14 protein-coding genes and 1 pseudogene are annotated in these 26,550 nt (G+C 59.1%); 5 read left to right on the forward strand and 10 right to left on the reverse strand.

Translation table 11 applies throughout. The features are described 5' to 3' along the window. Positions 1-341 (reverse strand): annotated as a pseudogene (locus AC1D0I_RS17675) (recombinase family protein); the annotation flags it as partial. A gap of 1,431 nt (positions 342-1,772) precedes the next feature. On the opposite strand from AC1D0I_RS17675, the gene AC1D0I_RS17680 reads away from it, so the two are divergent. From AC1D0I_RS17680 to AC1D0I_RS17690, 3 genes are all read left to right on the forward strand, one after another. Beyond that, positions 1,773-2,960 (forward strand): TIGR03032 family protein, encoded by a 1,188-nt coding sequence (locus AC1D0I_RS17680; protein WP_477396689.1) that lies wholly within the window; start codon positions 1,773-1,775, stop codon positions 2,958-2,960. 25 nt (positions 2,961-2,985) lie between these two features. Next, a complete protein-coding gene (locus AC1D0I_RS17685; RefSeq protein ID WP_477396690.1) occupies positions 2,986-7,374 on the forward strand; it encodes a hypothetical protein in 4,389 nt (1,462 codons plus the stop codon). A gap of 470 nt (positions 7,375-7,844) precedes the next feature. Continuing rightward, a complete protein-coding gene (locus tag AC1D0I_RS17690) occupies positions 7,845-8,216 on the forward strand; it encodes a tlde1 domain-containing protein (RefSeq protein ID WP_477396691.1) in 372 nt (123 codons plus the stop codon). 518 nt (positions 8,217-8,734) lie between these two features. Here AC1D0I_RS17690 and AC1D0I_RS17695 read toward each other — a convergent pair. Together AC1D0I_RS17695 and AC1D0I_RS17700 are read right to left on the reverse strand one after the other, a co-directional pair. Further along, complete coding sequence (locus AC1D0I_RS17695; protein WP_477396693.1) at positions 8,735-9,148, reverse strand: hypothetical protein; 414 nt, start codon at positions 9,146-9,148, stop codon at positions 8,735-8,737. A 323-nt stretch (positions 9,149-9,471) separates the two neighbouring features. After that, entirely contained in the window at positions 9,472-9,795 is a 324-nt protein-coding gene (locus AC1D0I_RS17700) for a hypothetical protein (protein ID WP_477396695.1), read from the reverse strand. 326 nt (positions 9,796-10,121) lie between these two features. On the opposite strand from AC1D0I_RS17700, the gene AC1D0I_RS17705 reads away from it, so the two are divergent. Continuing rightward, positions 10,122-10,274, forward strand: coding sequence for a hypothetical protein (locus AC1D0I_RS17705; RefSeq protein WP_477396698.1), 153 nt, complete (start codon positions 10,122-10,124; stop codon positions 10,272-10,274). A gap of 802 nt (positions 10,275-11,076) precedes the next feature. Here the strand turns inward: AC1D0I_RS17705 and AC1D0I_RS17710 are convergent. The 6 genes from AC1D0I_RS17710 to AC1D0I_RS17735 form a co-directional block, all read right to left on the reverse strand. After that, on the reverse strand, positions 11,077-11,778 hold the full coding sequence (locus tag AC1D0I_RS17710; RefSeq protein ID WP_477396700.1) for a M48 family metallopeptidase: 702 nt from the start codon (positions 11,776-11,778) through the stop codon (positions 11,077-11,079). Beyond that, positions 11,775-15,032 (reverse strand): type I restriction endonuclease subunit R, encoded by a 3,258-nt coding sequence (locus AC1D0I_RS17715; RefSeq protein ID WP_477396701.1) that lies wholly within the window; start codon positions 15,030-15,032, stop codon positions 11,775-11,777. Before AC1D0I_RS17715 ends, AC1D0I_RS17710 begins: the two co-directional genes overlap by 4 nt. Beyond that, entirely contained in the window at positions 15,029-16,102 is a 1,074-nt protein-coding gene (locus tag AC1D0I_RS17720) for a restriction endonuclease subunit S (RefSeq protein ID WP_477396703.1), read from the reverse strand. Before AC1D0I_RS17720 ends, AC1D0I_RS17715 begins: the two co-directional genes overlap by 4 nt. A gap of 205 nt (positions 16,103-16,307) precedes the next feature. Further along, positions 16,308-19,028: a type I restriction-modification system subunit M gene (locus AC1D0I_RS17725; RefSeq protein ID WP_477396705.1), complete on the reverse strand. Its 2,721-nt coding sequence runs from the start codon at positions 19,026-19,028 to the stop codon at positions 16,308-16,310. Positions 19,029-19,590: 562 nt separating this feature from the next. Then, positions 19,591-20,037 (reverse strand): MltR family transcriptional regulator, encoded by a 447-nt coding sequence (locus AC1D0I_RS17730; RefSeq protein WP_477396707.1) that lies wholly within the window; start codon positions 20,035-20,037, stop codon positions 19,591-19,593. A 166-nt stretch (positions 20,038-20,203) separates the two neighbouring features. Beyond that, a complete protein-coding gene (locus AC1D0I_RS17735) occupies positions 20,204-20,977 on the reverse strand; it encodes a hypothetical protein (protein WP_477396709.1) in 774 nt (257 codons plus the stop codon). 923 nt (positions 20,978-21,900) lie between these two features. On the opposite strand from AC1D0I_RS17735, the gene AC1D0I_RS17740 reads away from it, so the two are divergent. Next, positions 21,901-25,857 (forward strand): P-loop NTPase family protein, encoded by a 3,957-nt coding sequence (locus AC1D0I_RS17740; RefSeq protein WP_477396712.1) that lies wholly within the window; start codon positions 21,901-21,903, stop codon positions 25,855-25,857. A gap of 44 nt (positions 25,858-25,901) precedes the next feature. Here AC1D0I_RS17740 and AC1D0I_RS17745 read toward each other — a convergent pair whose 3' ends face one another. Continuing rightward, a complete protein-coding gene (locus AC1D0I_RS17745) occupies positions 25,902-26,375 on the reverse strand; it encodes a hypothetical protein (protein WP_477396713.1) in 474 nt (157 codons plus the stop codon). Positions 26,376-26,550: the final 175 nt, after the last annotated feature.

A 26,550-nucleotide genomic window follows, 5' to 3' on the forward strand; every position in this document is an offset into this window, starting at 1 on the left:
GTTGGATGGGGTCCTTGGTCGCTCCGTCGAACACCATGGCATTGATGACCGTCTTGATCACCACACCGTCACGCATGAAAAGCCGGATGCTATCCGATCACGTCCCGATAGTCGCGGCCCAGCCGATCGACCCAGCGCACCACCAGGGTGTCACTAGGGCGGATGATGTCGAAAAGCCGCTTTCCTTGAGGTCGCTCCGCCAGCTTGGTCGAGATGCCGGACACACCGTGGTCGGCAATCTCTTGATCAATCTTGAAACCTGCTAGCTCGGCCTGCCTGCGTTGATGCTCAAGCGTCTGGTCGGCAGTTGAGACGCGCGCATAAAAGACTGTCTTGGCCACAGGCCGACTCCTATCCGAAAGGGTTGCGTCCGTTGACTAACTTGTCCGTTGATCCAAGTCAGCCCTAACGGACGCTCTTTAGGAACCCATTTCACTTGACCGCTAGGCTATACCCCAACGGACGCCTCACTGCGTTTTTTCATCCCGATAGGGGGATGATGTCGGACAGGACCACCCCGCCTTGGCGACGGTGGCACCCGCTCCGGCATTGACGGGGGCCGACCCCAATGGTGACCTTTGGCCGGAGGCGGACTGACAGCTTTGGGCCTCGGATCTTGAATAGAGGACCTTCAAACCGGTGCGAAGATGGCTGGTCGACGTGTCGACTGGTTGCGCCATCCGCGCAGCCGGACGGTAGCGTGTCGGAGCGAAGCAACGGAGACCCAAGGTTTGTTTGATCTCGAGCTTTAATGGTGCGATATTTTCTTCCGAATGGAAGGAAGCGGTCATCAGCGACGTAATCGCGCGTTATCAACAAAGACGCCGTAGCGGCTATCAGTTTGGGATTGCCTACGCGTTTGGAACCGGCACGGTCAACTGATGTGAGGCGAAGGAGGGTCTATGTCTGCAAGGCTATCATTTATCTTGGTGATGACAATCGCGCAGTGCTTCTGGACAGCATCCTCATTCGCGAAGACAGGCGGTGCCCTTGCCGTCGTCTGGGGGCAAGGGGCCAAGTTCCATGGATTCTCCTCGGTTGGGTCGCCGACTGAGAACCGCAAAGCAGCCATCCGGAAATGCGGCAACCAGCGATGCGCGATCGCGCAGGAGTATCACAAAGGTCAGTGTGCAGTTCTAGTGCTTGGGAACGGGCAGATATTCTGGAACGGGGGGAAAGACGGGGACGTAAAGAGCTTCGCACCCGCAAATATTGTCCGCAAGAATTTACTCGCACATTGCAGTCGTATCGATGATGGCTGCCACATCATATTGACTGAGTGCTATTAACGGGCACGCTCTAATTAGGCAAATGTGCGCCGCTTCGTCATCGAGCCTCGTCGGGATCTTCCGCTGTGTGGACCGATACTGAGCCCAGGACCTAGCAAGCCTGTCGTTCAGCTATGCCAAGTTGTCGAAATCGCGCCCCGCGCGGCTGGTTTTCGTCAACGTGCTTCGTTGTCCCTGTATGTCACCGACAATTGTGTGGTCGCATCAGGAGAACTTTCCCCACCTGGATGAACAGCGTTCGCAGCTACGTGCTGCCGCTCTTCGAGATGGGGCTCCAGGATTACGTCGCTGCTCGAGCACCATTGGCGTTGCCGAACAGCAACAGGGGCCGAGGTTCCTGGCATCATGATCCCTGTCAGTCCATTTAAGGATTGCCTGTCGGTCAAGCTGAGATCATACATTAGCTGGAGATCATACATTCCTAAATTCTAAGTTAGCTGAGATCATACAATCCTAATTAGTTGATTTTTGGAGATCGGCACCATGGCTGCGCGCGGAAGCGGCAAAGCTGCGGGCGAGCCCCTTCCGGAAGAGAGCGAACCGGCCGAGGCCTCGCCTGATCTCACTTATTCGATGTCGGCCGGGCTGGTGGCGCGGCTAAAGGCGCTGGATGTCGCGCTCGCAGTTACCTCATACCAGTCCGGCCTGTTCTATCTCATTGGCCGCAACCCGATGACCGGCGGGCTCAACGTTCACCAGACGCCGATTCAACGGCCGATGGGACTTGCCTACGCCTCCGACGGGACGCTGATGCTGGTGGCGGGCTTCCATCTCGTGCGCTTCGTCAACGCGCTGGAACCACACCAGCGGGCCAATGAGATCTTTGACGCCTGCTATGTACCGCGCACCGTGCACGTTACCGGGGAACTCGACGCGCATGACGTCGGCATCGGCGCGGCCGGCCGGCCCATATTCGTCAACACGCGTTTCAACTGCCTCGCCACAGTGTCGGACCGCTACAGTTTCGAGGAAGCGTGGCGGCCGCCCTTCATCTCGGCGCTGGTGGACGAGGACCGCTGCCACCTGAACGGTCTGGCGATGCGCGACGGTGAGGCGGCCTATGCCACCGCTGTCAGCCGCTCCGACACGATCGACGGCTGGCGCGACCGGCGCGCCGACGGCGGCGTTGTGATCGATGTCAGGACCGGCACGGTCGTGTGCGAGGGGCTCTCCATGCCGCATTCGCCGCGTCTCCATCGAGGAGCGCTGTGGCTGCTCAACTCCGGCACAGGCGAGCTCGGCATCGTGGAACGGCCGTTGGACGGCGGCATGGGCCACTTCGAGCCGGTCGCGTTCTGCCCGGGTTTCGGGCGCGGGCTGGCGTTTTGCGGCCGCTACGCTTTCGTCGGTCTTTCCAAGCCACGCTACAGGCGCTTCGAGGGGCTGGCGCTCGACGCCCGCCTCGCCGCCGCCGATTCCGAGCCGTGGTGCGGCATCCAGGTCATCGACCTGGAAAAGGGAACCTGCGTCGACTGGTTCCGCATCGACGGCCAGGTGGCCGAGCTCTACGACCTCGCCGTCATCCCCGGCTTTGCCTGCCCCATGGCGGTGAGCCTTCGCTCGCACGAAGCGGCAGGATTCGTCAGTCATCCGACGAAAGACGCGCGACCGCAATTGCCATCGAACGATTCTCTTGCCGAAGCTGTTACGGGAGCCACGGCCACGCAATAACCAAGACCGCGAAGCGGAGGCGATCATGAGGCAGGGGACGAAACTGGGAAATACGGACGGGCCGGCGCTCGGCCTGCGCAATCGCCTGGTGCTCGGCGCCGCGCTCGCGACGAGCGCCTTCCTCGGTGGCTATCGCGGCTATGTGCGACGTGCCTATGCCGCCTGCAGCGGCGCCGGCGGCACCTACACCTGTACCGGCGTGACGACGACGACGCAGACGCTGCCTCCGCTAGGGTCGCCTCCCACCGTGCTCAACGTGACAACGGACAACACCTTCAGTATCAGCACAGCCGCGGGCAACGCCCTTACCCTCACGGGCACTGGCGGACTCACATTTAGCGACTACGCTTCTGGAGACCCCAATTTCTCGACCATCACTGGCTTTGTTAGCGGTATCGCCGCTCGCAACCACAGTAGCGGTGCTCTGTCGATCACGACGACAGGGACTGTCACAGGCAACAACCTGTCGAGTCCCGGATTTGGCGGAAACGGCATCTACGCCCACAACTACGTCGGAACCACCGACCTGACGATCCAGGCGGCGGACGCAAGCGGTGCGGGAAATGGCATCCACGCCATTAACCAGGGAAGCGGAGTGCTGTCGATTACCGTCAGCGGGACGGTGACGAGTACGAGCACGAACTATTCCAGCATCTCCGCCGCGAACTATGGCACTGATCTGTCGATCGTGGCGGCGAACGTGACAGGTCAGATCAAAGCCCATAATTACGGAAGCGGCGAATTGTCGATTACCGTCAGCGGGACGGTGACGAGTACGAGCGCGAACTATCCCAGCATCTCCGCCGCGAACTATGGCACTGATCTGTCGATCGTGGCGGCGAACGCGACAGGTCAGATCAATGCCCATAATTACGGAAGCGGCGAATTGTCGATTACCGTGACGGGGACGGCGGCAGCCTCGAACTTTCCCGCCATTTTCGCTCGCAACAACGCTGGGACAAATCTAACAATTACGACCGCAGGTACAGTGACTGGAACATCCGGCATCTACTCCCGGAACGACGGGAGCGGAGCACTATCGATTACCGCTACCGGCGCGGTGTCGGGGACGACCAATAGCGGCATTTACGCCCGCAACAATACTGGCACCAGTCTAACGATCAACGCGGCGAACGTGAGCGGTGGGACTAYCGGCRTCGWTGCCCGCAACTTCGGGAGCGGTGCACTGTCGATYACCGCCACAGGTGCAGTTACGGGGACGAGCAATATCGGCATCTACGCCAGYAATAATTCTGGCACCGCTCTAACGATCAACGCGGCGAACGTGAGCGGTGGGACCACCGGCGTCGTTGCCCGCAACTTCGGGAGCGGTGCACTGTCGATTACCGCCACAGGTGCAGTTACGGGGACGACAAATAACGGCATTTACGCCAACAACTCCGGTGGCACCGATCTGACGATTGAGGCGGTAAATGTTTCCGGCGGGACATCCGGCATACACGCAGAACACTACGGCACAGGCGCACTGTCGATCACCGCAACCGGTACAGTAACGGGAACGGCGGGAGATGGGATTTATGCCCGTACCTTCTCCGACGTTATTTCCAGCACCGATTTGACAATTGAGACGACAAACGTGAGCGGCGGGACCTATGGTATCTCCGCCGAACACCACGGCACTGGCGCCCTCTCCATTACTGCCACCGGTACCGTGACAGGGGGTACCGGCGCATTGACTGGAGGCATCTACGCCCGAAACTACGGCAGCGATCTCACGATCGTCACGTCGGGCGGCGTGAGCGGTGGTCTGGGCATCGGCGCCGACCAGGAGGGCACCGGCGTGCTTTCGATTACCGCCACTGGCACGGTGACGGGTACGTATGCGAGTGGCATTTTTGCCCTTACGGGGGTCAACTCTACTGGCCTCACGATCAACGTTGCCGATGTGAGGGGCGTCATCGGCATCTTCGCCGAACACCATGGCAGCGGCGCGCTCACCATTACCGCTAGCGGTCCGGTGACGGGGGGGATTGATGCTGGGGGCATCTTTGCGTTGGCATACGACAACGCTACGGGCCTATCGATCGAGGCCGCGGACGTAAGCGGTGGGGCATACGGCATCCTCGCAATTCATCGCGGTAGCGGCGGCGCGCTCGAAATTACCGCCACCGGCGCGGTGACGGGGACGGATGGTGGGGGCATCTACGCCAAGACTTTCAACAACGCCAGCGGCCTGACAATCCATGTGGCGGATGTGAGTGGCGGAACCTATGGCATCCGTGCCCTCCACGGAGGCACCGGCGCCCTTTCGATTACCGCCACCGGTACGGTGAAGGGCAATGGCGGCTCGGGCATTTACGCACGCAACGACTCCGCCGCTACTGGTTCGGCTACTACGGTTACGGTGCAAGATAGCGCGACAGTTAGCGGCTCCACGGTCGGCGTCGAGCTTGTGTCCGGCACCGGCCGCGCAGCGGGCGTGGATAATGCCGGTTCGATCGCAGGTGCAACGGGTATTCTGGCGAACACGGCGGGCTCGGTCACGATCACCAACGCCGGTTCAATCACCGGCACTGGGGGCACCGCGATTGATCTCACCGGCGCGGGTGCCAGCACAATCAACCAGCAGGGGGGCACCATCACCGGCAATGTTGTCGGCGGGGCGGGCGACGATAACGTGACCGTCAGCGGCGGCACCATCGATGGCAGCGTCGCCGGCGGTTCCGGCATCGATCACGTCGAGGTCTCCGGAGGGACAATCGGGGGCGGCATAAACGCGGAGTCGGTCAAGCTGACTGGCGGTGAAATCAAAGGCAACATCTCTGGCATATCTGGTAACACCCTAATCATCGACGGCACGGTGGCAGACCCGATTCTCCGCGATGGCGTGGTCTTCAGCGGCACGGGCGCCAACGGCACCGTCACCCGCACCGACCTCGCGGCCGGCGGCAAGAGCCAGAACTTTTCCGGCTTCGACAATTTTTCGGCCAACGCTTCCACGCTCCGCTTCAGCGGTGGCACACAAGGCATCAACCAGCTCAATCTCGGCAACGGCTCGACGCTGTTCATCAACGGCAACGTCACCATGCCGGGTTCGATCATCGCGACGAATTCGCGGATCGACATGATTGACGGTGCAGCCAACGACGTCTTGACGACGCTCGGCGGCCTCACCCTCAACGGCTCCACGATCAGCCTCGATATCAACCAGCAGACGGTGCAGTCGGATCAACTCTTTGCCAACCCGTTTTCGGCCACCGGCGCCAACATCATCATCGTCAATCTGCTGGGCACGCCGCAATTCGCCCAGGCGACCGATATCCCGCTCATCGTCTCGGCCAGCGGGCCGATTGCCGGGACTTTCAGCGTCGAAGGCATTCCCGGCACGCCGGGTTCGCTTTTCACCTATGAAATCGTAGCTGGCCCGAATGGCTTGTTCCTGCGTGCCACGCCGGCCAATTTCGGCATTGCCGCAGCGCCCACCAGCGCCACCAACGCCGGTGCGGTCACGGTGGCAATCGACGCCCTCTACGGCATAAACCGTGATGCGATCGATGCTGACCTCAACCTCTCGCCCGCAACCGGGGGKGCAATGGTGCCGGTTTCGTCCAGCTTCGGCGTCTTCGCCTCCGGCCAGTTCGCCCATACCGAGCATGACGGCTACGACATCAGTGGCGGYGGTTTGAATGGCCCCGGCCCGAGCTTCGATGCCAATGATTTTTCGGCCGCCATCAGCCTGGATTTCAATGCCGCCAAACACTTCCAGTTCGACAATGAGTATGGCCTGAACCTCGGCGTTTTCGCCGGCTATGCCTCGACCGATGTCAACCTCGGCGGGTTCCGGGGATTTGACGCCATCGGCGAAGGCACCAACAAGGCCGGCATGTTCGGCGGCTACGCGCTGTTCCGCAAGAACTACGACTACGCGCTGGTCTCCGCCTCCGGCTTCATCGGCGGAAGCGATGTGACCAACGGCGTGCTCGGCACCACCGGCAGCTATGACACCCAGGGCTATGCGGTGACGGCATCGGTCGGCCACATCTTCAAGCTGAGCGAGCGTACCCGTTTCGATCTGCGTGGCGGCCTGCTTGGCGTTTCGTTCCGTGGCGATCCCTACACCGACAGCGGCGGCAACGAGTTCGGCAAGAGCCGGCTTTCATTTGGCGCGATCAAGTTCGAGCCCGGCATCTATGGCGATTACACGCTAAGCAACGGCATGGTGATCAGCCCCTATGCGCGGGGCGAATTGCAGCAGCGTTTCGGCTACAAGAATACGACCGAAATCGACACCAGGGAGATCGACTTCGACGATGCGGATTTTTCCGCCGCGCTGTCGACCGGCTTTAACCTGAAGGTGTCGGATTTGACCACCGTCAACGGCGAAGTCCGTGGCAAGGCTTCGTCCGACAGTTCCACCGTCGGTGCCAAGCTCGGAGTGAAAATCGCCTTCTAGCCAGTGCAATTCCAGGAAAGTGCGAAGGGAGAGAGGGAGATTGCAGATGCCGCCTTTAGCGTGCCTCAGGGGCGCAGAGGGTTCGGTATTGCCTTCGCTCCGACCCTTTGAGAAGGGAGAGTCAGGCAACCTTTTCATTGTTACTCTCAGGGGTACAAGGTAAATTCTATATTTAGTCGAAGATGGCTTGAATCGCGTTTCCGCTGCGTCTGAAATTGGAACATCAGCAGTAATGAGCGCCCGCCTTTTCGAACCACAACACGGTCATGTTCAAGGTCAATTGGTGCTGTAGATGCCCACAGCCTGCACGGTTCTTGCCCCCATGTCGCCACATACGTTCGCGCAACTGGCGCACGCGCGCCCCCTAAGGGAGTACTTGACGATTTTAGGGAATGGGAGTTGCCATAGGTGCGTGCAGCCTGTGTCCCGGCGCTAAGCCGCTACGGCGGGCTCGTCTCTGAGGTAATGTCATGCCCTGGACATATCATCAACGGACTGGGAATCTCTATCATAACGGCCAATTTGTTGCGACAGGCTACTCGGGTCACGGAGCCGGGAAAAACAAGCCCGACATGGAAGACAGAAGGGGCCGGCTAAAGGCGGGCCCAATCCCTAGGGGCTACTATCGCATAGGTCCACCTCATCATGGTATCCACACTGGTCCACATGTAATGGATCTTACACCAATCGGGCACACAGCTCATGGAAGAACAGCTTTTCAAATGCACGGTGACAGCAGCGTTCACGTTGGCCGAGCTTCTGTTGGTTGTATAATACTAAAATTAATATTCAGGCAACGCGTCGCAAATAGCGGCGACGATTTGCTCAGGGTGGAAAGATAATCACAAAATCTCTTTCCGACCTTTATCGTTCTGGACTATTGCTAACGTAAGAGTGACGTCACGCCGGCCTCGATTTGCAGGCTCATGGCCTCCGCGTACCAGTGCCCCGCCACAGCCGAATAGCGGTTCCTGCCGACTGCCAGAAGCGGAGCAAGCGAACGGCAATTCGGCGCTATTGGACAGCGCCGGAGGGAAGCGCGCGATGTAGGGGTTCAATCGTCTTTGTGTTGAGATCGGCCCTGCCACCGCAACGAGGAATGCCTTTTCTGCAGCGTCACACGGGCCGCACGCGACGGTCCGTCCGCAACCTCCGCCGCCTTCAACGTTAATCCGTGCTTTTCGGCGAACGTCTCAAGGTTGCGGGCTCACCAGGCCACAGGAAGCGATCGGCTAACGCGTCCCGGCTGCGGCTGGACGCGATGGGCTGAAGCGCACCCATTCCCATTTCGGGCGGGCTTTTTCCTTACCGTGGGAACGTTGGAGCTGGCAATCCGGCCAGGCAATGGTTTGGGCGCGCCTCATTTTATGATTGTGAGCTTAAATCGAGCTCCAAAAAATTGCTTTGAGCCATCGTCGTAAAGAACGGTTCGGGTGCAGATTTCGATACGCACCTCGTCGTGTTTTAGGTTGAGTAGGCGTGCGAATTGGAACTCCCACACGCCCGACTGCACGTACGGCTTGTTCCTGGCGATGGAGATATCGCGGTCGATTAACATCGAGTCGATATAGCCGCCTAGTGCATCGTAGAAGCTCAGTTGAGCCTCGATCATGCGGATCGGCTTCTCAGATGACGTCGCCAGCGTAAGCGTGATTCGGTTGGTCTTGTCGTCGATCGGCTGAATCGTCCAGCTCGAGACTGACAGAAAGTTAGGATCGCTATGCGAGCAGGCATTCGCCGGCCAAGCCAAAAACAGAAATATCGCGATCGCCAATCCAAGTCGCATGGCCCCACAATATCGTTCGCCCTCAAGTTTGCAAATCGCTTGCTAGCGCCTCCAATCTCAGGAATATAATCCTCTCAGTTGCGGCGACCCTTCAACGGAGATGGCCATGCCCAAGACCCTCGCCGACACCCTGGCCGCTCGCGAAACGATGTACGTCAATTGCGAGCATCCGGCGTGCTGAAAAATGACAAAGCTCGACATCCAGGCGCTGATAGACAAGCTCGGCCCCGATTACGGGTCCATGCATTGGGACCTGGTCGGGAACTTTGTCTGCTCGTCGTGCAAGGCCGCCGGCCGGCCGCGCCAGCCAGCTAACGCGTTAACGGGGCGCTGTCGAACGTCGGTTTCCAGTCGCGGTTTCGTCTCGCGTTGATGTCTTCGTAGTCGGGAATGACAGTGAAGAACACCGGGCGCCGATCGCGCTTAATAGGCGAGCATGAAGACGATAATGGACCAGCAAATCTGCTGCTCGTTGAAACGGTGCTCTTTCGGATGCTGGAGTCGATGACGTCAGGCTTCGTGGGGACCTCCATGCTGTCCCAGAAGACCACCTCCCGGCCGCCGCGCATTTCCTTTCGCCCAGGGGAGGTGACGCGGGCGACCTGTTCGCGCGATACGGACCAGTCGATGAACACGCGAAGTATCGGCGGTTGGGCCGTCGCAAGTCAAACGTCATCGCGGAATCACTTGAACTAATCACCTGTCGTCACTACTATATTGCACGTCACCCGACGATGGAGCGCTAGTACCATGCGCAGACGCTGTCAGGGTCCGTGCCCCAAGACGTCTTATGACTGGTGTGACGCAACCGATCACTTCCTCTGGCAGGAAGGCTGAGCCCGAGTAGGGTTCAGCCCGCACGGACCGCGCCGGGGAGCTTTGTTCAACCGCAATATGCGGGCGAGCGAGGTTCCTCTGCGCATGTCGCAAGGTTTCTCGCTTTGCCCGGGGAAGAAATATTATGTCGAACACGACGCTCCTCGTTACCGCCGCCTGCCTGTCTCTGATGCTGGCCATCATCAGTGAGAGGAAGGGCGACATCCTCCCGAACATCTTCGACCTGGCCGGGAATATCCTGGTCGTGATCTTTGTGGCCTACGTCCTGCGTTTGTAGTTGCGCCGAACAGTTGCCGAAACTCGCCGGATATCATCTCTAATAATCAAGTCGCCGCGGGGCGGTCGCAGTTGTGGTTTATGCGCATCGCAACGGCTACGATGGGGGCTATCCGAAGACGCGTCCGGACAGCATAGACCAGAGCCAAAGTGTTAGCGGGAGTGCCTCCTCCCTGGGAGCGGGAGCGTTCCCAAAATCGAAGAGTACGGGGTTATGCAGTCAGTCTTGCGGGAAGGCCTTCTTGGGGTCTTGTGTGAGGAAAATGCGCGCCGCAATGCCGATGAACACGTAGGCTAGAGGCTGTCGGGGTCCGGGAAGTCTTGGAAGCCGGCGGGCAAATCGAAGGGCTGTTCGTTCATGGGGCTCACGGTCGTGCCGACCGCCATCCTGAGCATAGGCACAACTCCGATTGACCTCTTCCCGACAAGATCACGATCGCCAACAGTCGCCGATCGGCCGAGTATGTCCGCGATCAGTTGAAGCGGGCAGACAAGCGGCGCCGAGAACAACAGCGGTCGTAGATTGGCACCGGACGGGTAGGTACGATCGTACCTAGTTCGTTCGGCTTGGAGCCGACGTCCGTAACGTCGGTGGTTTCCCAGCGAATTTACACACGACAGTCCTCAGCATCAAGATTCCGAGAACCGCATACGCAGCCGCCCACCCATTCGACCCTGAATGCCAACAACGTGCCGTTCGTATTGGATGTCGGGGGGAAGGCAGCGGATTTGATTCAAGCTGATTGTGGGAGGTTAGCTTGTTACCGCCATTGCATCTTGGGAAGAGTAGACCGCGCAGCGCGTTACAGATCCAAAGAAGCCCCGTGCCGACGCAACCAGTCCCTACGTTCCCGATAGCGCGGAAGAATCTTGTCCACTTCATTCCAAAAGGCGTCCGAATGATCACGATGTCGTAGATGACAGAGCTCGTGGACAACGATGTAGTCGATCACTGTTAGGGGGGCCATCACTGTCCTCCAGTGGAAGTTCAGTGCGCCACTCTTCCCGCAGGATGCCCAATGATATCCGAGTTCTTTCACCGCGACCGATCCTCGCGTGACGCCCACTTGCGGTGCGAAATAGTCGGCGCGATCCGCAAATATCTGCTGGCCTCTGACGATGTAGAGGTCTCGGAATGCCTTACGTGCAGCGGGCTCACCTTCCCTTGCGAAGAACGGCTCGGACAATTCCCAATGCCCATTCTTGAGTCGAAGTGGCACCTCGGCATCTGCGATGAACTTCAGTCGATAGGAACGTCCGAGGTAAGGGAAGCCCTGACCTTGCACCAATGGTCGAAGCCTTCGGCTGGAATTGAGGTCTTCCCATTCGGCTAGTGTACGATGAACCCACAGCGCCCGATCGACGACCGCTTGCCGAACTTTCTCGTCATCGATTTCACGCGGCGCGCGAACGATCACATCGCCCGAACGCTCGATCACGATGTCGGCCGTTGTCCGGTCGCTTCGGATCAGGGTGAATTTGATATCCTTGGCGCACATCTTCATGACCGGAGGATCTCCGCGTGACGCTTTTCCGCGAGCTTGGTCAATTCCACGGCGATACGTTGGTGCCGATCCTGAACAGGGCCGATGCCAGAGACAATCAATTCAGTATCGATACTCGCTCTGAGGCGGCGCACCTGATCTGGCTTGCGCCAAAAATCGACGATCGAAATTGATTCGCGGATGACTCCGACGAGCCGGCCAGAGAGCGCGTCCAGCATGTTAGCATTCTCGACCGAAAGCGTGGCCCCGTCACGAATCAGATCGAAAAGATTTTCACGGAATACGAGCACTTCGGGGGGATGCTCGGCCATCGCCTCACCGCGCCCCGCCCTGATTTCCGACCGCAGTTCTTCATAGCGCTCGGCCAACGCTTTCCAATCGTCGCCATGCTTGGCGATGAGCGTGTCGAGCTTCTCGCTCATCCGCTTGAAGAAGGCCGGGTCTTCGTCAAAACGGATGGTGCAGTGCTTGCGGATGGCGTGCTCCATCTCGCTGGCCTTTGCCCGGGCACTTCCCTGCGCATGGCCCGTCACCTGCTCGACAAAATCCGCGTCCAACAGTTCGACGGGGGGAATTTTGGGGTCTACGCCCAGCTCTATCAGATGCTTGTTGATCAGAGTGGCGACCTTTTCGCCAACGCCTGCGAAATCAATGGAGTCGTCCTTGAATCGCTCCTTGGTCATGCGCATCAGGTAGCCTAGCCGCCTCGCCGGTCCGCGATACCGCTGCGCCGCCGCGCCCGGCAGAATGAGGTCGAGGCTCATCAGGAACTTCTTGAGATAGACCTCGAAGTCCGCTCGCGCCTTGATGGGTTCAAGCGCGTCCACGGCCTTTTGGACCACGCGAACGTCCTCGTCCGGATTGCCGAGCGTTCCGGTCAGGAACGCCTCGATATCGTGCACACCCAGCCCCTGGAAATGCTGGAGCATCCGGCGATAGCGTTCTTCCAGAATTGGCAGTTCCGAGGTCAGATTTTTCAGCCCGGCCTGAAGGTCCGCAAGGTCCTCGCTTGCATAGATTTTCAGCGCGTCGGTGAGGTGGTTGGCTATGCCGATGTAGTCGACGATGAACCCGCGCTGCTTGCCCGGCGCCACCCGGTTCACGCGGGCGATGGCCTGGAGGAGGTTGTGCTCTTTCAGCCGCTTGTCGATGTACATGACCTGCTCGATCGGGGCGTCGAAACCCGTCAGCAGCATGTCGCACACGACGAGAAAGGCGATACCAGTGCTGGCCTTGTCATAGTCGTCGAGATTGAATGGCTTGCAGAAATTCTCGACCGCGTTCCAGTCCCGCGCTTCCTTGCGGGCGGCGGTGACTTCTGCGGGCTCGTTGGTCGCGTCCGACGACACCACAACAGCCACCTTGAGGAAGGCGATCCGGCGGATCAGATCCCCATCCGGTTCCGGCTTTGCACGTTCGGCCTCCAGCCGTTCCTGCAAGGCCTCGCGCAAGGCGCTCCGATATCGCACGGCGGCGAGCTTGGAATGGCAGACGACCTGTGCCTYGAACCCATTGGGCAGGATGTTGTCGATGTAGTGGCCTACCAGGTCGCGGGCGATGGCACCGATGCGGTTTTCTGCTTCGAGGATATCGCCGGTGGCCCCATACTTCTTTTTGATGGCGAGCAGATCTTGGGCCGAGCGGTCCGCGAAGAGATCCTCGAACGCCGTGTCGAACTCAGCCTTGTTACGCAGGGCGGTGTTGGCAGTGCGGCCTTCGTAGAGGATTTGCAAGGTCGCCCCGTCCTCCACCGAATCCATTAGCTTGTAGGTGTCGATATATTCGCCGAACCGCTTCACGGTCTGCTTGCCACCATGCCGCTCTGTGATCAGCGGGGTCCCGGTGAAGGCTACCCGGGCGGCATTGGGGAACGCCTCGAACAAATTGTCCCCCATGTCGGACCCCTGGGTACGGTGCGCCTCGTCCACCATAATGAGGATGCGCGGGGAATCGTTGACAACACCAAAAGTCTCGGCGCTGGGCGGCGGGGCATAGCGCCCCAGCTTTTCGCGCAAGCTGTCGGGCAAATCGTCCTTCGCCTCGATAAATTTGTGGACCATCACCATGTTCACGTCGGAGGCGGGAGAGGCGAGTACGTCGCGTAGGGCGGTGCGGCTGTCGACCAAGTTGATCTTCCCCCCGATCAGCTTTGCGGTATCGGATAGCTGGTCTTCCAGATCAGCGCGGTCGACCACCATTATGATCTTGATGTCATTGAGGTCGCGGCTGGCGCGTAGCATCCGGCCGACGAAGACCATTGTGAGCGATTTGCCAGAACCCTGCGTGTGCCAGACGACGCCGCTGCGCTCCGTCGGCGTCTTGCCGTCGCGCAAACGCTCGACGATGCGGCGGGCGGCTCGGTGCTGCTGATAGCGGGCAAGGACTTTTACCCGCTTGCCGTTGGGTCGGTCCATAAACACCGAGCAGGTGCGCAGCATGTCGAGCAGGCAATGCGGGTTGAGCAGGCCCTGCACCAGTTCCTCCTGCGGGCGGAGCTCGCCCAGCGGCGGAGTAATCGCGGTAAACTGTTCAGGCCAGATGTTGTGCCAACCGTAGAAATGTTCGGGGGCGGAACTGATGGTGCCAAACTCCGCTGCCTCGCCGCACGTGCGGATCACCGCGAGGTTGGGATAGAACAGTTTTGGCTCGCCTTCGCGCAGGCCGGCACGAGTGGTATCGGGGCGGGCGTCGCGATAGCGCTGCAATTGCACGAAGGCTTCGTGCATCGGGTTCGCGGTGTTGGCGTCGCCAATCTTGGCCTCGATCACCACCAACGGCAGGCCGTTCACGAACAGCACCACGTCGAGGATGATGAAGCCCTTCACGCAACCCGGCGTATCGACGCGAAACTGATTGATGGCGTGGAAGCTGTTGCGCTTGGGAATGGCAAAATCAACCAGGCGGACGGTCGGGTCTTTTTCGCCGGTCAGCTCATTGCGGTCCACCTGCGCCTTAAACAACAGCGCCTGCACCGCCTCGTTGGCGTCAAGCAGGCCCTTGCCCGGTTGGCGGAAGATATCGTCGATCAGCCCGGCCAATTGTCGTTCGGTCAACCATTCGCGGCCGTCGTTCAGCGGATTGAGGGCGCGGACACTGTCGCGGAACACCTGCGGCAAGATCAGGTCGTGGAAGCTCGACCGCAGCGACTCTGCCGGATCGTACGGTATACTCTGAAAGCCTTGGTCGATCACCGTCCAACCGAGCCCGGCAAGCTGGGTCAGCAATGGCTTTTCGACGTGGGAGTATTCGCTCATGCGGCCGCACTTTCGAGCAGTGGCGCGACCGACACCTGGCCGGTGAGCAGGTCCTGCATCAGGCCGGACTTCTGGAGGCGGAGCTTAGAGAGGTCATTATCCAGAACCCTAACGGCGGACGATGCTTCGTCCAAGATCGTTGCCATCATCGAATGTTCCGGCTCTGGCGGGAAGGGCACTAGAATGGACTTGATAAACTCAACACCTAAGGTCGGCACGCCCGAATTGCTATTCATCTTGCGAGCAATGCCCGACAAAAAAGCATTTGAGCGGGCTAACCACAGCACCCACGAACGGCTAACTGTTTGATCGAGCGGCTTCATCGTTACCACGGTATGGCTGAATACCTTGCGGTCTTCTCCGTAACGGCGAGCTAGTCCTATCCTGCCCTTGCGTGCAAAAATGACATCCAAAGGATCATAGTGACAACGATTGTTCTGGAAAACAAACGTTCCTTCAGAAACGTGTTTTGAAAACGACACGTCGAATGCATCCATACCAATGAAGTTTTCCGTCGAACAAATCGGCACTCCCTCTTCAATTTCGTCTGGGTAGCGATGGGTCGGATTAGGGTCGATGACTTCGATCCGCTTGCCGAAAGCCTGTACTTCCCACCCCCTCGGCAGCCAACCGAGTTCGGCTTGGCAGTAAAGGTGCGGCGCTTCTTCGCGCGGCAGGCGGAGTTGGCCGTGCTCGTCAATGCCGCGTGTAAACAGGTCCTGCATCAGCCCGGCGCGCAATAGTTCCTGCTTGGCAATCAAAGCCTTCGCTGCCTCGATTTGAGCGTCGAGCGTAGAAATGACGTCCGCAATGACTCTTTGTTCCGCCGGAGAAAATTTCGGAAGAGATAGCCTGCGAACATCTGAGCTGTTTATAGCAGGGTAGTTCGAACCGACGCTGTGAGAGTCCACTTCACGGCTTACAGTGTCGCTTAGAATTGAATGGAGGATGAAACGACCGTCGTAACCATTTTTCGACCTGATTACGGCGAAGCCGGTTGAAGCTACATAATCGGCGTCGGACAAGTCAAAGAGAGCGAACGCTTTAAGATTCGGGCGGACCGTGGCCATCAAAACATCGTTGCGCCGAAGAACGCGCTGCGCACGACTTGGTGCATCGCGTCGTTCAATGCGCCCGCCGGGTGGCTTAATTGCCCCTGTCGCGACTGACGAAATGTCTAAGTAGAAAAAGGAAAACCCGCTCGGTGTTGAGGTCGGCAGAGATTCAGGGTTTACGTCAGCAATTGAGTCTAGCCGGACATTGCCCGATGGCCACTTAAACATAGCCAAGCGCCTTCAGATACCTGTCCAGCTCCGCCACCGCCTTGGTGCGCTTGTCCTCGATGTCACGCAGCGTTACAGCATATTTGTCGTGCAGCTTCTCAATTCCCGTGCTCACCGTCCGCCGGTCGGCGTCGAGATAGGCTCGGTAGGTTTCGAACAGGATGTTACGGAAGCGGGCGAGAATCTGGCTTCGCGCCACGTTTGGCGTGATCATTTGCCGGGCTGCGGCAACCAGTTCCTCCCGCTTCTTTTCTGCCGCGCGCAGCTCGGCCTTCAGCGCCTTTGCTTCATCCTCCAGCGCCTTGTGCCGGACCAGCCGGCTGTCCGCATCAGCAAGCGAGTCAATGATCAACTGACCCTGATGCGCGAGCACCTGGACCGGCGCCGCGAAGTGCGAAGTGCTGCCTGCCTTTGCGGCCTCCGCCGCCAGCCGGTGTACGGCGACGAAATCGGGATCGCCTAGCTTGCCAAGTTTGGCCGCGCCTTTGGGCAGCCCCAGTTCAGCAGCCAAATCGGGCGCGGCCCCTTGCGCCGTCCGAACCAGCGCCTTCAGTTCAGCGCCCTGCATCTTGAGCAGGTCCTTCAGCCGCTTGACCTCGGCGGAGGCAAGAACGCCGCTGTCGTCTTCGTCCTCATAGCCTTCCTCGTCTGCGGCGGCGAATGCGGCAAGCACCTGGTCAATCCGAACACGCTTGGCAGTCAGTTCCTCGATCAATTCGGGAAACTCGCTCTGCAGGATTTCGTCGTCGGGTATCAGCTCCGCATCCCAGCCGCTCGCAGCCACCGATTTCAGGTCGGTCTTGAGGCCATCGACGTACCGCGCCATGGCCCCGCGAATCTGGAAGGGGTTGAGCAGCCTCTGGTCGGCAAACATTGCGTCGATATCGGCCACTAGTGCTCGGCGCAGCGCATATACGTTGCCGCCGCGGCCGCCTGCCGCCGCATCCCCCGGTGCAAGCTGTACGATCGCGGGCTCGTTCACCTGCCACCATTTCGTTAGGCGGAGCATGAAATCCTGATGTGCAGCCAATACGCCGGGATGGGCCTTGACCAGCTCGGCGATATCGCGCCGTGTGGCGATCGCGGCGGAAAAATCGCAGTTGGCCACATCGCCGGTGCGTGGAGCGAAGCAGGCGTGGCGCAGGCCGTCATAGTTGAGCCAGAAGCGTTCAAGCGAATCAACTTCAGCCACAGGCACCCCGCCATGGATGTGTGCCCGCACGTCCTGCGGCTCGGGCGGCGGGGCGTTGTCGACATAGCGGCGGATGTTGCAGTTAAACCCTTCCGCCTCGATCTCGGTGATGGGCACGACGCAGGCATAGCCCGGCACATCTTGCCTCCGGCGATAGACATCTACGATCTTCGCCATATCCTCGGGCCGTAGGAAGTTCTGCCCTTTGCCTTCGCGGTATTCGCGGTCGGCATTGATGAACAGCACATCCTTGCGGGTCTCCGCATGATCCTTGTTCATCACCACAATGCAGGCGGGGATACCGGTGCCGTAAAATAGGCTGGGTGGCAGGCCGATGACAGCATCCAGCCATCCGTTGCGGACGAAGTGCTCGCGCGCGTCCCTCTCATCGCCGCCGCGGAACAGCACGCCGTGAGGCATCACCGTCGCCATGCGCCCGTTAGTTTTCAGCACCGCTAGCATGTGCTGGACGAACATCAGGTCCGCCTTCTTGCCCTTTTCCGGCATCCATTTCACGAAGCGGCCTTTGAACTCCATGTCCTTGGCGCTGTAGTTCTGGCTGAATGGCGGATTGGCCAGCACCCGATCGAAGCGGGTCAGTTCGCTGTCGTCGGCCCGGTGCTGAGGCTTGGACAGCGTATCCTCCTGCCGGATGTCAGCCGACTGGATATCATGCAGGATCATGTTCATCCTGCAGATCGACCAGGTCGTGCCCTGCGACTCCTGCCCAGCGAGCGAGAGGTTGTTTGGATCGCCACCGTTGTCGCGGATATAATCGCGCGACTGGATCAGCATGCCGCCCGAACCGACGGTCGGGTCATAGATGCTCATGCCAGGCTGCGGATCGACGATCTCGACCATCGTGCGGACGACATCTGCGGGAGTGTAGAACTCGCCTGCCTTTTTGCCGGCCGAGTCGGCAAAGTATTTGATCAGGTATTCGTAGGCGGCACCGAGCAGATCGGGAAACTCGAAGTTCTCGTCGCGCAGGGGGATTTTCTCGAACACTTGGATGAAATCGACCAGAGTGTCGTCGCTGAGTGTGCGCTGTCCGATCTTGCGGTTGAAATTGATGTGTTCGAGCACATCCTCAAGTTGGTCCTTATTGTGCCGCTCAAGCTCGCCAAGCGCGGAATTGAGGCCGTTGCCGACGTCCTCCTTAAGATGCCGAATGGTTGCCCAGCGCGATTCAGGGGGTACATAGAAGGTGTACTGGTCCCGACTTTCCAGTAGGTTTGCGAGCCGTTCACCACCAAGACCACGGGCGCGTAGACTGGCCGTGAGCTTTTCACGCTGCTGGTCGAACAGGTCGCTGCACCGCTTCAGAAACAGGACGCCGAAGATGTACTCCTTGTACTCGCATCCATGTTGCCACGAAGTTCGTCGCACGCCTTGAACAGAAGGGAGGTGAGCTGAGAGAGCGTGAGTTTGGCCATTGTCGCCTTTCGGTTCTAGCGGCTCGCTTTTTGCCACCAACCGACGCCGCCGTCGATGCCCTTCGTGGGCGACCGCAAGGACCAAGGCGTCACCTCGGCCCATGCGCGGGGGGTTCTACCTCGGATTACAAGCTAGGTTTGCCTTCTTTATGCGAGTCGAGTGCATCTCCATCAGCAAGTCACCGCCGTTAACCATAACGGAGCTCTCCTGAGCCGGCCGGCTTGAGATCCTTCGCGGATCCCGATTGATTGCGCATGCTTCGCTTTCGGAGCAACAGAAATCGGCGTTCGCAGGTGCTGGTAACACCGAACGAAGGCCTGACCCGCAACCTGACTAGAGGTCTTGGGCTATGTCGATCGATAGCGTTTTCGTTTCCTTCAGGGAAGTTCCTTCTCATCCTTCTTCATCGATCTGTCTGGCGGACTGCCTGGTTCGTTCCGACGCGGATTTCAATCCCGCTCGCCACGGCACCGCTCACGTCGTGGCCACGCAAAATGAGTCAAAGTCACTGACACGTTGGYGGCGTGGCGATCTTCGAAGCCCGCGAAACCGTCTATGTCAATTGCAGGCACCCGATGTGCTGCAAATCGACAAAGCTCGACATCCAGGCGCTGATCAACAGGCTTGGCGCCGTCCGTCCGTCTCGTTAAGTTTTGGCAGGATCTCGGGGCTTCCTGGCACTCAGAAGGCCGCCTATAGCCAGGCGACAGGCCTCGCCGAAGATATCGTCAGTAGCCTTGTCTTTGATGGCGTTCGACAATTTGTTGACCGCCTCTATGATTTCAGGTGTCTGAAACGAAATGGCCTCGCGCGTGTGCGCAAACTTGTTCCTGATGTTTCTGATCTTGTCGAGCTCGGCCGCCAGATCCGTCGGGATTATGCCGAACGCTAGTGCGATCTTGATCTTGGCTGAGAAGGTGGCAAGTGGGCCGCTGGAATCGTACAACTTCTCGCTCATCTTCTTCGATCGGTGCGCCATATGACTGTCCAATGCAACCTGCAGCTCGTTTTCCAAAACTGCCGTGAAGGTTAGCACGCGCCCGATGTGTGTCCGCTCGATGAGCTGATTAGTCCTGTCGAGCAACCCATCCACGGAGGCCTGTAGCCGAACGATATGGGGAGATTTTGGCCTTGCCTTCGGTGCTTCATCGTCACTTTAAATTGAATGCCCCTCAAAGAGGGAAGGATTGCGCCAGTCGAGCGCAAACGCAAGCCGGCGCCGGACAAGCGGCGTTGAATAGCGCGGCGCGGCTGCGCCTTTAATCTGGGTTCAGAGGTTTCCCAGCCGGACTGACGGCAAGGCGGCGCCTGGTCATGTCCAGCAAGACGCCCCCGGCTTCCCAAATGTGAAGAGCACCCCCATCGGGCGGGTGCGAGTGCAGCAACGAGTGGCAGTCGGTCAGTGCATGCTGCACATCTGCAGGAAAATCCATCCGCGSAACACCGTGCGGCGATGTCATAGTGGGCGGACTGAACGGCACCTCGCGCACAACCATGCTAACGTTCTCGCCATTGTCCAAACCGAAGAAAAATGTTGGCGTCCCCATCACGCTCAATTTTGGCTCAAGGGTCGCGGCTGGCTCTTTGGACATGAAGAAACGGAATTGTGCGGCGTTCTCGCAATTCGTTATGCCAAAAGCAAATAGGCCCTTTCCCGGCTTTCCTACTTGCTCACCAAGGGCAAGATGCTTTGCGGGGATAGTCAGTGATACAACCTCGACGGCGCCCGTTTCTGGCAACATGGGTTTTTCCCAGACCACGGTTGCGCGCTCATCAATAAAACCCCGGCTGTTGCGTGAGCGAAGGTATTCGACATCATGTTTGTCGAAGGCCAGCCGGAATTTGTGGTCGGCATGGAGGCTCACCTTTTGCGCCCGCCCCAATCCTGTCGGCATAAGGTAGAACGAGTTGCGGTGCGCCCAAGCTGCCCACACCCACGAATACAGGTCATGTGGCCCAAAGACAGTAAAGTGCACGCGATTGCGGATCGCACTGTCGATCGCATCGCTGATCGCTTGCTTCCCAGAAGTCATAGGTCAGCTACTTCCTCAACCTGACGCCAGCGCCGCCGCCATCATCGGCGCAACTGAACGCGGGCCAGCTCTGGCGGGGCTTCCATGGCCGCTTCAGTAAATCCTGAATCAAAAGTCCGGTCGGACCGTTTGTAATCTGCCAGACCACACTCTGGCTACCCCAGAACTCCGCTGGCTCGGCCGGCGGGTTTTTTGAGGGACTTGTTTAGCAATAGCTAACGGAACGGAAACGACCGTGCGATATTGAGTCAAACTCGGTGTTGCGGGGAGTTACGATGCGTATCCGCGAGCGGTCGTTGCGACAGCTTGACGGGAGGCTCCCACTTCTTCGTCTTCTTCGTCTTCTTCGTCTTCTTCGTCTTCTTCGACCCCTGGACCGCCCTGTAAAACACACCACGCTCGAGCCGGCTCGGGCATTGGGTCTACTGGGGCGCCTTTGAACATTCCCGCCTATTGCAGGGTGCGGTAACGCCGGCCGCGACGACAAGCAAATCGGGATAACCCATCTTACCCTCACGCCACTGTATTCGGACTGGCCACGCGAGCGAGAGGATCGGCGACGGGAAGCGGTGATGGCGAAGGCCTGCTGAATTCGCACCACAGCCGCACTTGCCGGTCCACGGTCGCGCTGCGATCACCTGCCGACACGGCAGGCGTGGATCTCGGCATCCGGCGAGCAGCGAATAGGCGGACGTTTTGTTGGACGGCGTACTGTCCTCATCTGGCCTCGACTACACTATTAGCTGGCTTATCATTGTATACCCAGATCAGGTACGCGAGTACCGCGCCATCGGTGTTTGCCGGTTGCTTGCTTATGGCGCTTGGTCCTACATCAGGTCATGGATAACGATAAAAGTCTTACCCCCTTGAAGAATGATCCAGCGCGAGAGGCGGTGGACTCTTTGCGGGGATATTCCTACCAAATGCTGCGCAGCATCGAAGCATGGCTCGACCTCTCCGAAGGGCAAATCCTCTATCTGGAAGGTGCAGAGGATCTCGATCGGATAGATGCGGCAAACGCGTTGGTGGAACAGGTGAAGGACACCGTAGGGTCGGGCAACCTGACCTTGCGTAGCGTCAACGCCCTCGCGGCTATCGGCAACTTATGGCAGCACTCCGAGCGCAATCCAGGCATCTCCATCCAATTCCGTTACCTGACGACCTCGGGGATCGGCCAGGAGCGAGGCAACGACCTTCCGCTGTCGTCGCCCGGGATTGCAGCTTGGCAGGAGATCCGGTGCGCGCCTTCAAGCGCGATATCCTTAGCCACTGCCAAAATCATACAAGATTTCCTCCGAGCACGCGGCGAGCTACCGGTGTCCTTCCGCAACTGGCTTCGCACAGCTTCGGTCGAAAGTTTTATTTCGCGGATCGTCGAGCCATTGGAGTGGGTCACAAATCAGCCCGGGGCCGAAGAGCTACGGATGCGCATAGAGAACAGGCTAATCGAGCTCGGCGAGCCCAGAGGCATTAGCGCGGCTCATTCCGCAGGTGCGTTGGGGGCGCTCCATGTCAAAGCATGGGCAAATGCAACCGACTCCTCGCGCGCACCGCTCCGGAGGGGCGACTATATTCGCGTGCTGGAGGCGGCGGGATCGGTGACGATCCCAATGGCTCAGCTCATGGAGCTGATGAAGCAGCTTACCGGCAAGGGCACGGCCCAAACGGAGGTAGCGCACGTCGATCGCACGATTGCGAAACCACCACGTACGCCAGTGCGCCGGTTGGCTCGCCCGCAACTGGAATCGGCCATTGGGGATGCGCTCCATGGCGGTACGGTGTTGATCCACGGCTCCACTGGCGTGGGCAAGACGCTCCTTGCGACGGTGGTCACCGAATTTTCGCACACCGCCGGATGGATCGACCTGCGCGACCTCCCCCAGACCGCCCTCGTTGCAAGATTAGATGCAGCCGCGGAGATCATCGAGAAGCAAGGTTCGCCGATTACGATTGTGCTGGACGATCTCGAAGTGGGCGACGACCCTCGAAGCCTGCTGCCGCCGCTAGGTCGATTGACGGCCGCATTGACGGCAACGAAAAGTGAATTGCTGATAACAGGGGCCCAGCGATTGCCGCCACGGGTAGCGGAGGCCGTCAATCTGACAGACGACCATACGTTCGCGGCGCCACTGTTCGAGTCCGACGAGATTGCGTCCTATTTCATCGAAGCCGGGTGCCCAGCCGACGCGGCAGATACATGGTCGAAGATCGTCTTCGCGTCCACGAGCGGCCACCCGCAGTTGGTTGATGCCCGTCTCTATGCCTTGCAACAGCTGGGCTGGCCGTCGCCATCTATAAGGGAGTGGCTATCTCCTACTTCGGAACTTGTCGACGTTCGCGCCGAAGCGAGGCGGATGGTTTCGGCTCTGTCGGAGGACGAGCGCGAGCTGCTTTCTCGGGCGAGCTTGGTGATCGGCCGCATATCCCGCTTGCGTCTGATGGCTGTGGGCAGGATTCCGCCCGCTCTCAACGAACCGGGACATACAATCGACCGGCTGACGGGGCCGTGGCTGGAGGTAACGGACACTTCGGATCTCCGCGTCTCGCCTTTGTTGCGTGGGCTCGGTGCAGAGACCCGCGGACAGCCGTGGAGCACCGCCATGTACGGCAGCATCGCGTGGGCATGGCTCGCAGATCGCTCGCTTTCAGCCACAGACGTTGCAACTCTTCTGTTGCACTCCATGCTCAGCGGAAAAGCCGGACCTCTGGTGTCTCTATTGCCAAGCTTACTGGACGCGTCGGCGGAGGTCTGGAAACAGATCGGAGAATCCGCCGGTATGTTTGCGTCGTTCGGTGTAGGTGAGCAAACGAAATCTCCGTTTAAGGCTGCGATCGACACGGCCGTGTTGCGGATACTCCAACTGCGTATAGCCGCGGAGGCCGAGCCGGACAAACTTGAAGCAATCGTCGCGCAAGCACTAAAGGAGGCAGACGAGCGCGATGCGAGCGATATTGCTGCTGGTTTCTTCGATTTCCTGTTTCTGTGGCAGTTGATGAGCCTGGAAAGTCTCGATCGAGACGTGCAGGCCTCCGTCGATCTGGGTTTGCGTTTCATGCGGCTCGCGGGGACCGTACGAGACGCACTGGCCAGATATGGGCGCGAGGGGCGCGACATTACTTCGAACTGGCCGGACCTATCGCCAATCGTGTCGCTCACCCTGCTCCGTTCCGTCTCAGACGCTGAAGAATTCGGAGAGTTTCTGGATATCATCGGAAGCCTCGGGAACGACGAAAAAAGGTCGGTTTTGCCAGGTCACACCGGTGACATTGATGTGGCCGCCCACACCCTTGATCGATTGTGGTTGAGTGAGATCCGAAAAACGCAGCCGAATTGGACAGGTTTCGCGGCGCTGCTTAAGCGGACGGTCGAGGTAGCTATCGATGCGAGAGCACCTGCGCTCGCCAATGCCGCAGCAGCATTGTTGATCCGCGTGATCGACGAGGATCTGGAAGACGCCCCGATCGCAATTGTGGAGGCCGATCGTTCAGCCAAGAAGCTGGGCTATCCTACTCGAGTGCTGGCGGCCAAAGCGAAGGTATTGTGGCGTTCGGCAGCGGTATCGGAAGCCCTCGAAATCTACGATCGAATACTCCCCGACCTTGATGTACCTCGACCCTACTTGACGGACATCCTGCGCGAAGCGGCAATTGCGGCCGGACGTGCCAAACAATGGTCATTGTGTTCGAGCCGGTTCGCGGAAGCTGCTTCTAGCCTCCTCGACGAAGACCCTGTTGAAAGGTTTGTGGGTCTTATGTTCGACCAGGGTCTGGCTCTTCACTTGGCCAACAGTACACGCAGTGCGGTGGATGCCTTTGGGGTCGCGCTTGATCGCTTGATCGAAGATGGTCGTGAACCACCACCGGAACCATTGCTGTCTGTTCGGCAATTCGGATCGCAAGCCATCAAGTCGGTGCTCGCGGACGTGAAGGGTGAGCGACACGAAGGTGCCGTCGATCCAGAAACTTTCATTGGTATGCCTAGTTCGCTTGACACGCTCAACTGGGGCGAACAGCGCCCAGCAAGCACAGCCTTATTGGCTAGCCAACTCCTGGAGCTGGACCTATCGGTGGCCCGCGGCCCTACAGTTGCCATACGTCTCTCCGAGTGGGTACGGGGAACAAAAGACGGTCTGGTCTTGGCGACGACCTGGAGCAATTTCAATCGGCTCGCCATCGCCACGTCGGACATGGCACCACTCATGAACGATACCATCCGGGAGATCTCATACCTTGCCTACCTCGCATCCGAACGCGAGGCTGGGCGTGACGGGTTGGGCAAACTCGAAGATGACCCTCCGATTCAGCCACTGACGGATTCGTATGAAATTTTCTTCTTTTACCGCATTTTGCTGGCGATAGTGAGTTTGATGGCGAAGGGAGCCATCATGAAGATACCCCTTCGCAAATGGCAGCAAGATTTGCCATCCCATACTAGTTACGACCGACTTCGGAGCTTCCTGGCGGATGTCGAAACTGTGTTGTTCGGTCTGGATGATCCATGGTGGAAGGTTGTCGACAAGAATCCGACCTGGCAAGCTCACGCTCTTGCCGCTATAGCTGCTCTGGGTCGCGATCGAACGCCTTCAGAACTGATCACGGCGCAGTCATTAGCCGCACACTACCTGAACCAGCCTCAGTTCGGCAACTTCGTCGCTGTGCCATTCTCCGATCTCGTGACCCAGGCATGGGATCGACTATGCGACACCTCCGCGCTGTTGGCTACGCCGAGACTAAGTGTACCCGCCATACTTGAGAGCATTGCATCGACCACCCCTGGGTGGGCCCGAACGAAAGCCGTATTACGTGCAGCGCTGGACGCCGTACCAATCGGCACGGCAAGACAGGTGCGAGAACACATCCAGGCACTTCCAGATACCTGAGTGTTCGTCGTCTGGAGACCCGAGGCGCGAGATCCAGTTCGGAGTTACGCTGTCTCATCCGAATTGGACCCGAAACTTATGTCTCCAACGGGGCCTTGAATGGCAGCTTTGGTTTGGCATGACCGAGCCTGAACGGCTCCTTTTGGCCGATGGCAAGATGCAGCCGCACAACAAGAGATTTTGCGGATGAGCTTCGGAATGCCCGAAGTGCGGGGATCGGCGATGTCGGCAATCAGGATCTCGCCGACATCCTTGCCTTTGACCTTGATCGTCACGGCGTCCGGCCACAGCGGTCTTTCAGCCGGCCGTCGCGGGTCGCCAGGGTGAACGATGAGCTTGCCCGGCGCGAGCAGCTCGACCATGCGCCGCTTCGCCAGCAGGCCAAGCCGCAGCTCGGGATCGCAATGCGCGCGATGGAGCTCCGGCGTATCCATGCTGGCGAATCGGATGCATTCCGGCGATGACCACCGTGTCGCCGTCGCGGCTTGATCCTTGCCTGTTTGATTGCCGCCCGCCACGGCGACTTGGCCGTGTCCCGCGATGATTATTGAAACACCTTGGCGCTCGGCTCCCGGTTGCCCGGGATATTGGCGATTGCCGCCACAAGGACGGGCGGCAGGTGGCCGGCTCCAGCTATGCGATGGATGTCGATCGCCGAACAGCCAGTTCTTAGTTGCCAGCATTCGCTACTGT

This window comes from Mesorhizobium sp. P2_D1 (genome assembly GCF_056404455.1).

Bases quoted from the DNA above. Each gene is read 5' to 3' on its own strand.
- AC1D0I_RS17680 (WP_477396689.1), top strand. From the start codon at position 1,773: ATGGCTGCGCGCGGAAGCGGCAAAGCTGCGGGCGAGCCCCTTCCGGAA.
- AC1D0I_RS17690 (WP_477396691.1), top strand. From the start codon at position 7,845: ATGCCCTGGACATATCATCAACGGACTGGGAATCTCTATCATAACGGC.
- AC1D0I_RS17705 (WP_477396698.1), top strand. From the start codon at position 10,122: ATGTCGAACACGACGCTCCTCGTTACCGCCGCCTGCCTGTCTCTGATG.
- AC1D0I_RS17710 (WP_477396700.1), bottom strand. From the start codon at position 11,778: ATGAAGATGTGCGCCAAGGATATCAAATTCACCCTGATCCGAAGCGAC.
- AC1D0I_RS17720 (WP_477396703.1), bottom strand. From the start codon at position 16,102: ATGGCCACGGTCCGCCCGAATCTTAAAGCGTTCGCTCTCTTTGACTTG.
- AC1D0I_RS17740 (WP_477396712.1), top strand. From the start codon at position 21,901: ATGCTGCGCAGCATCGAAGCATGGCTCGACCTCTCCGAAGGGCAAATC.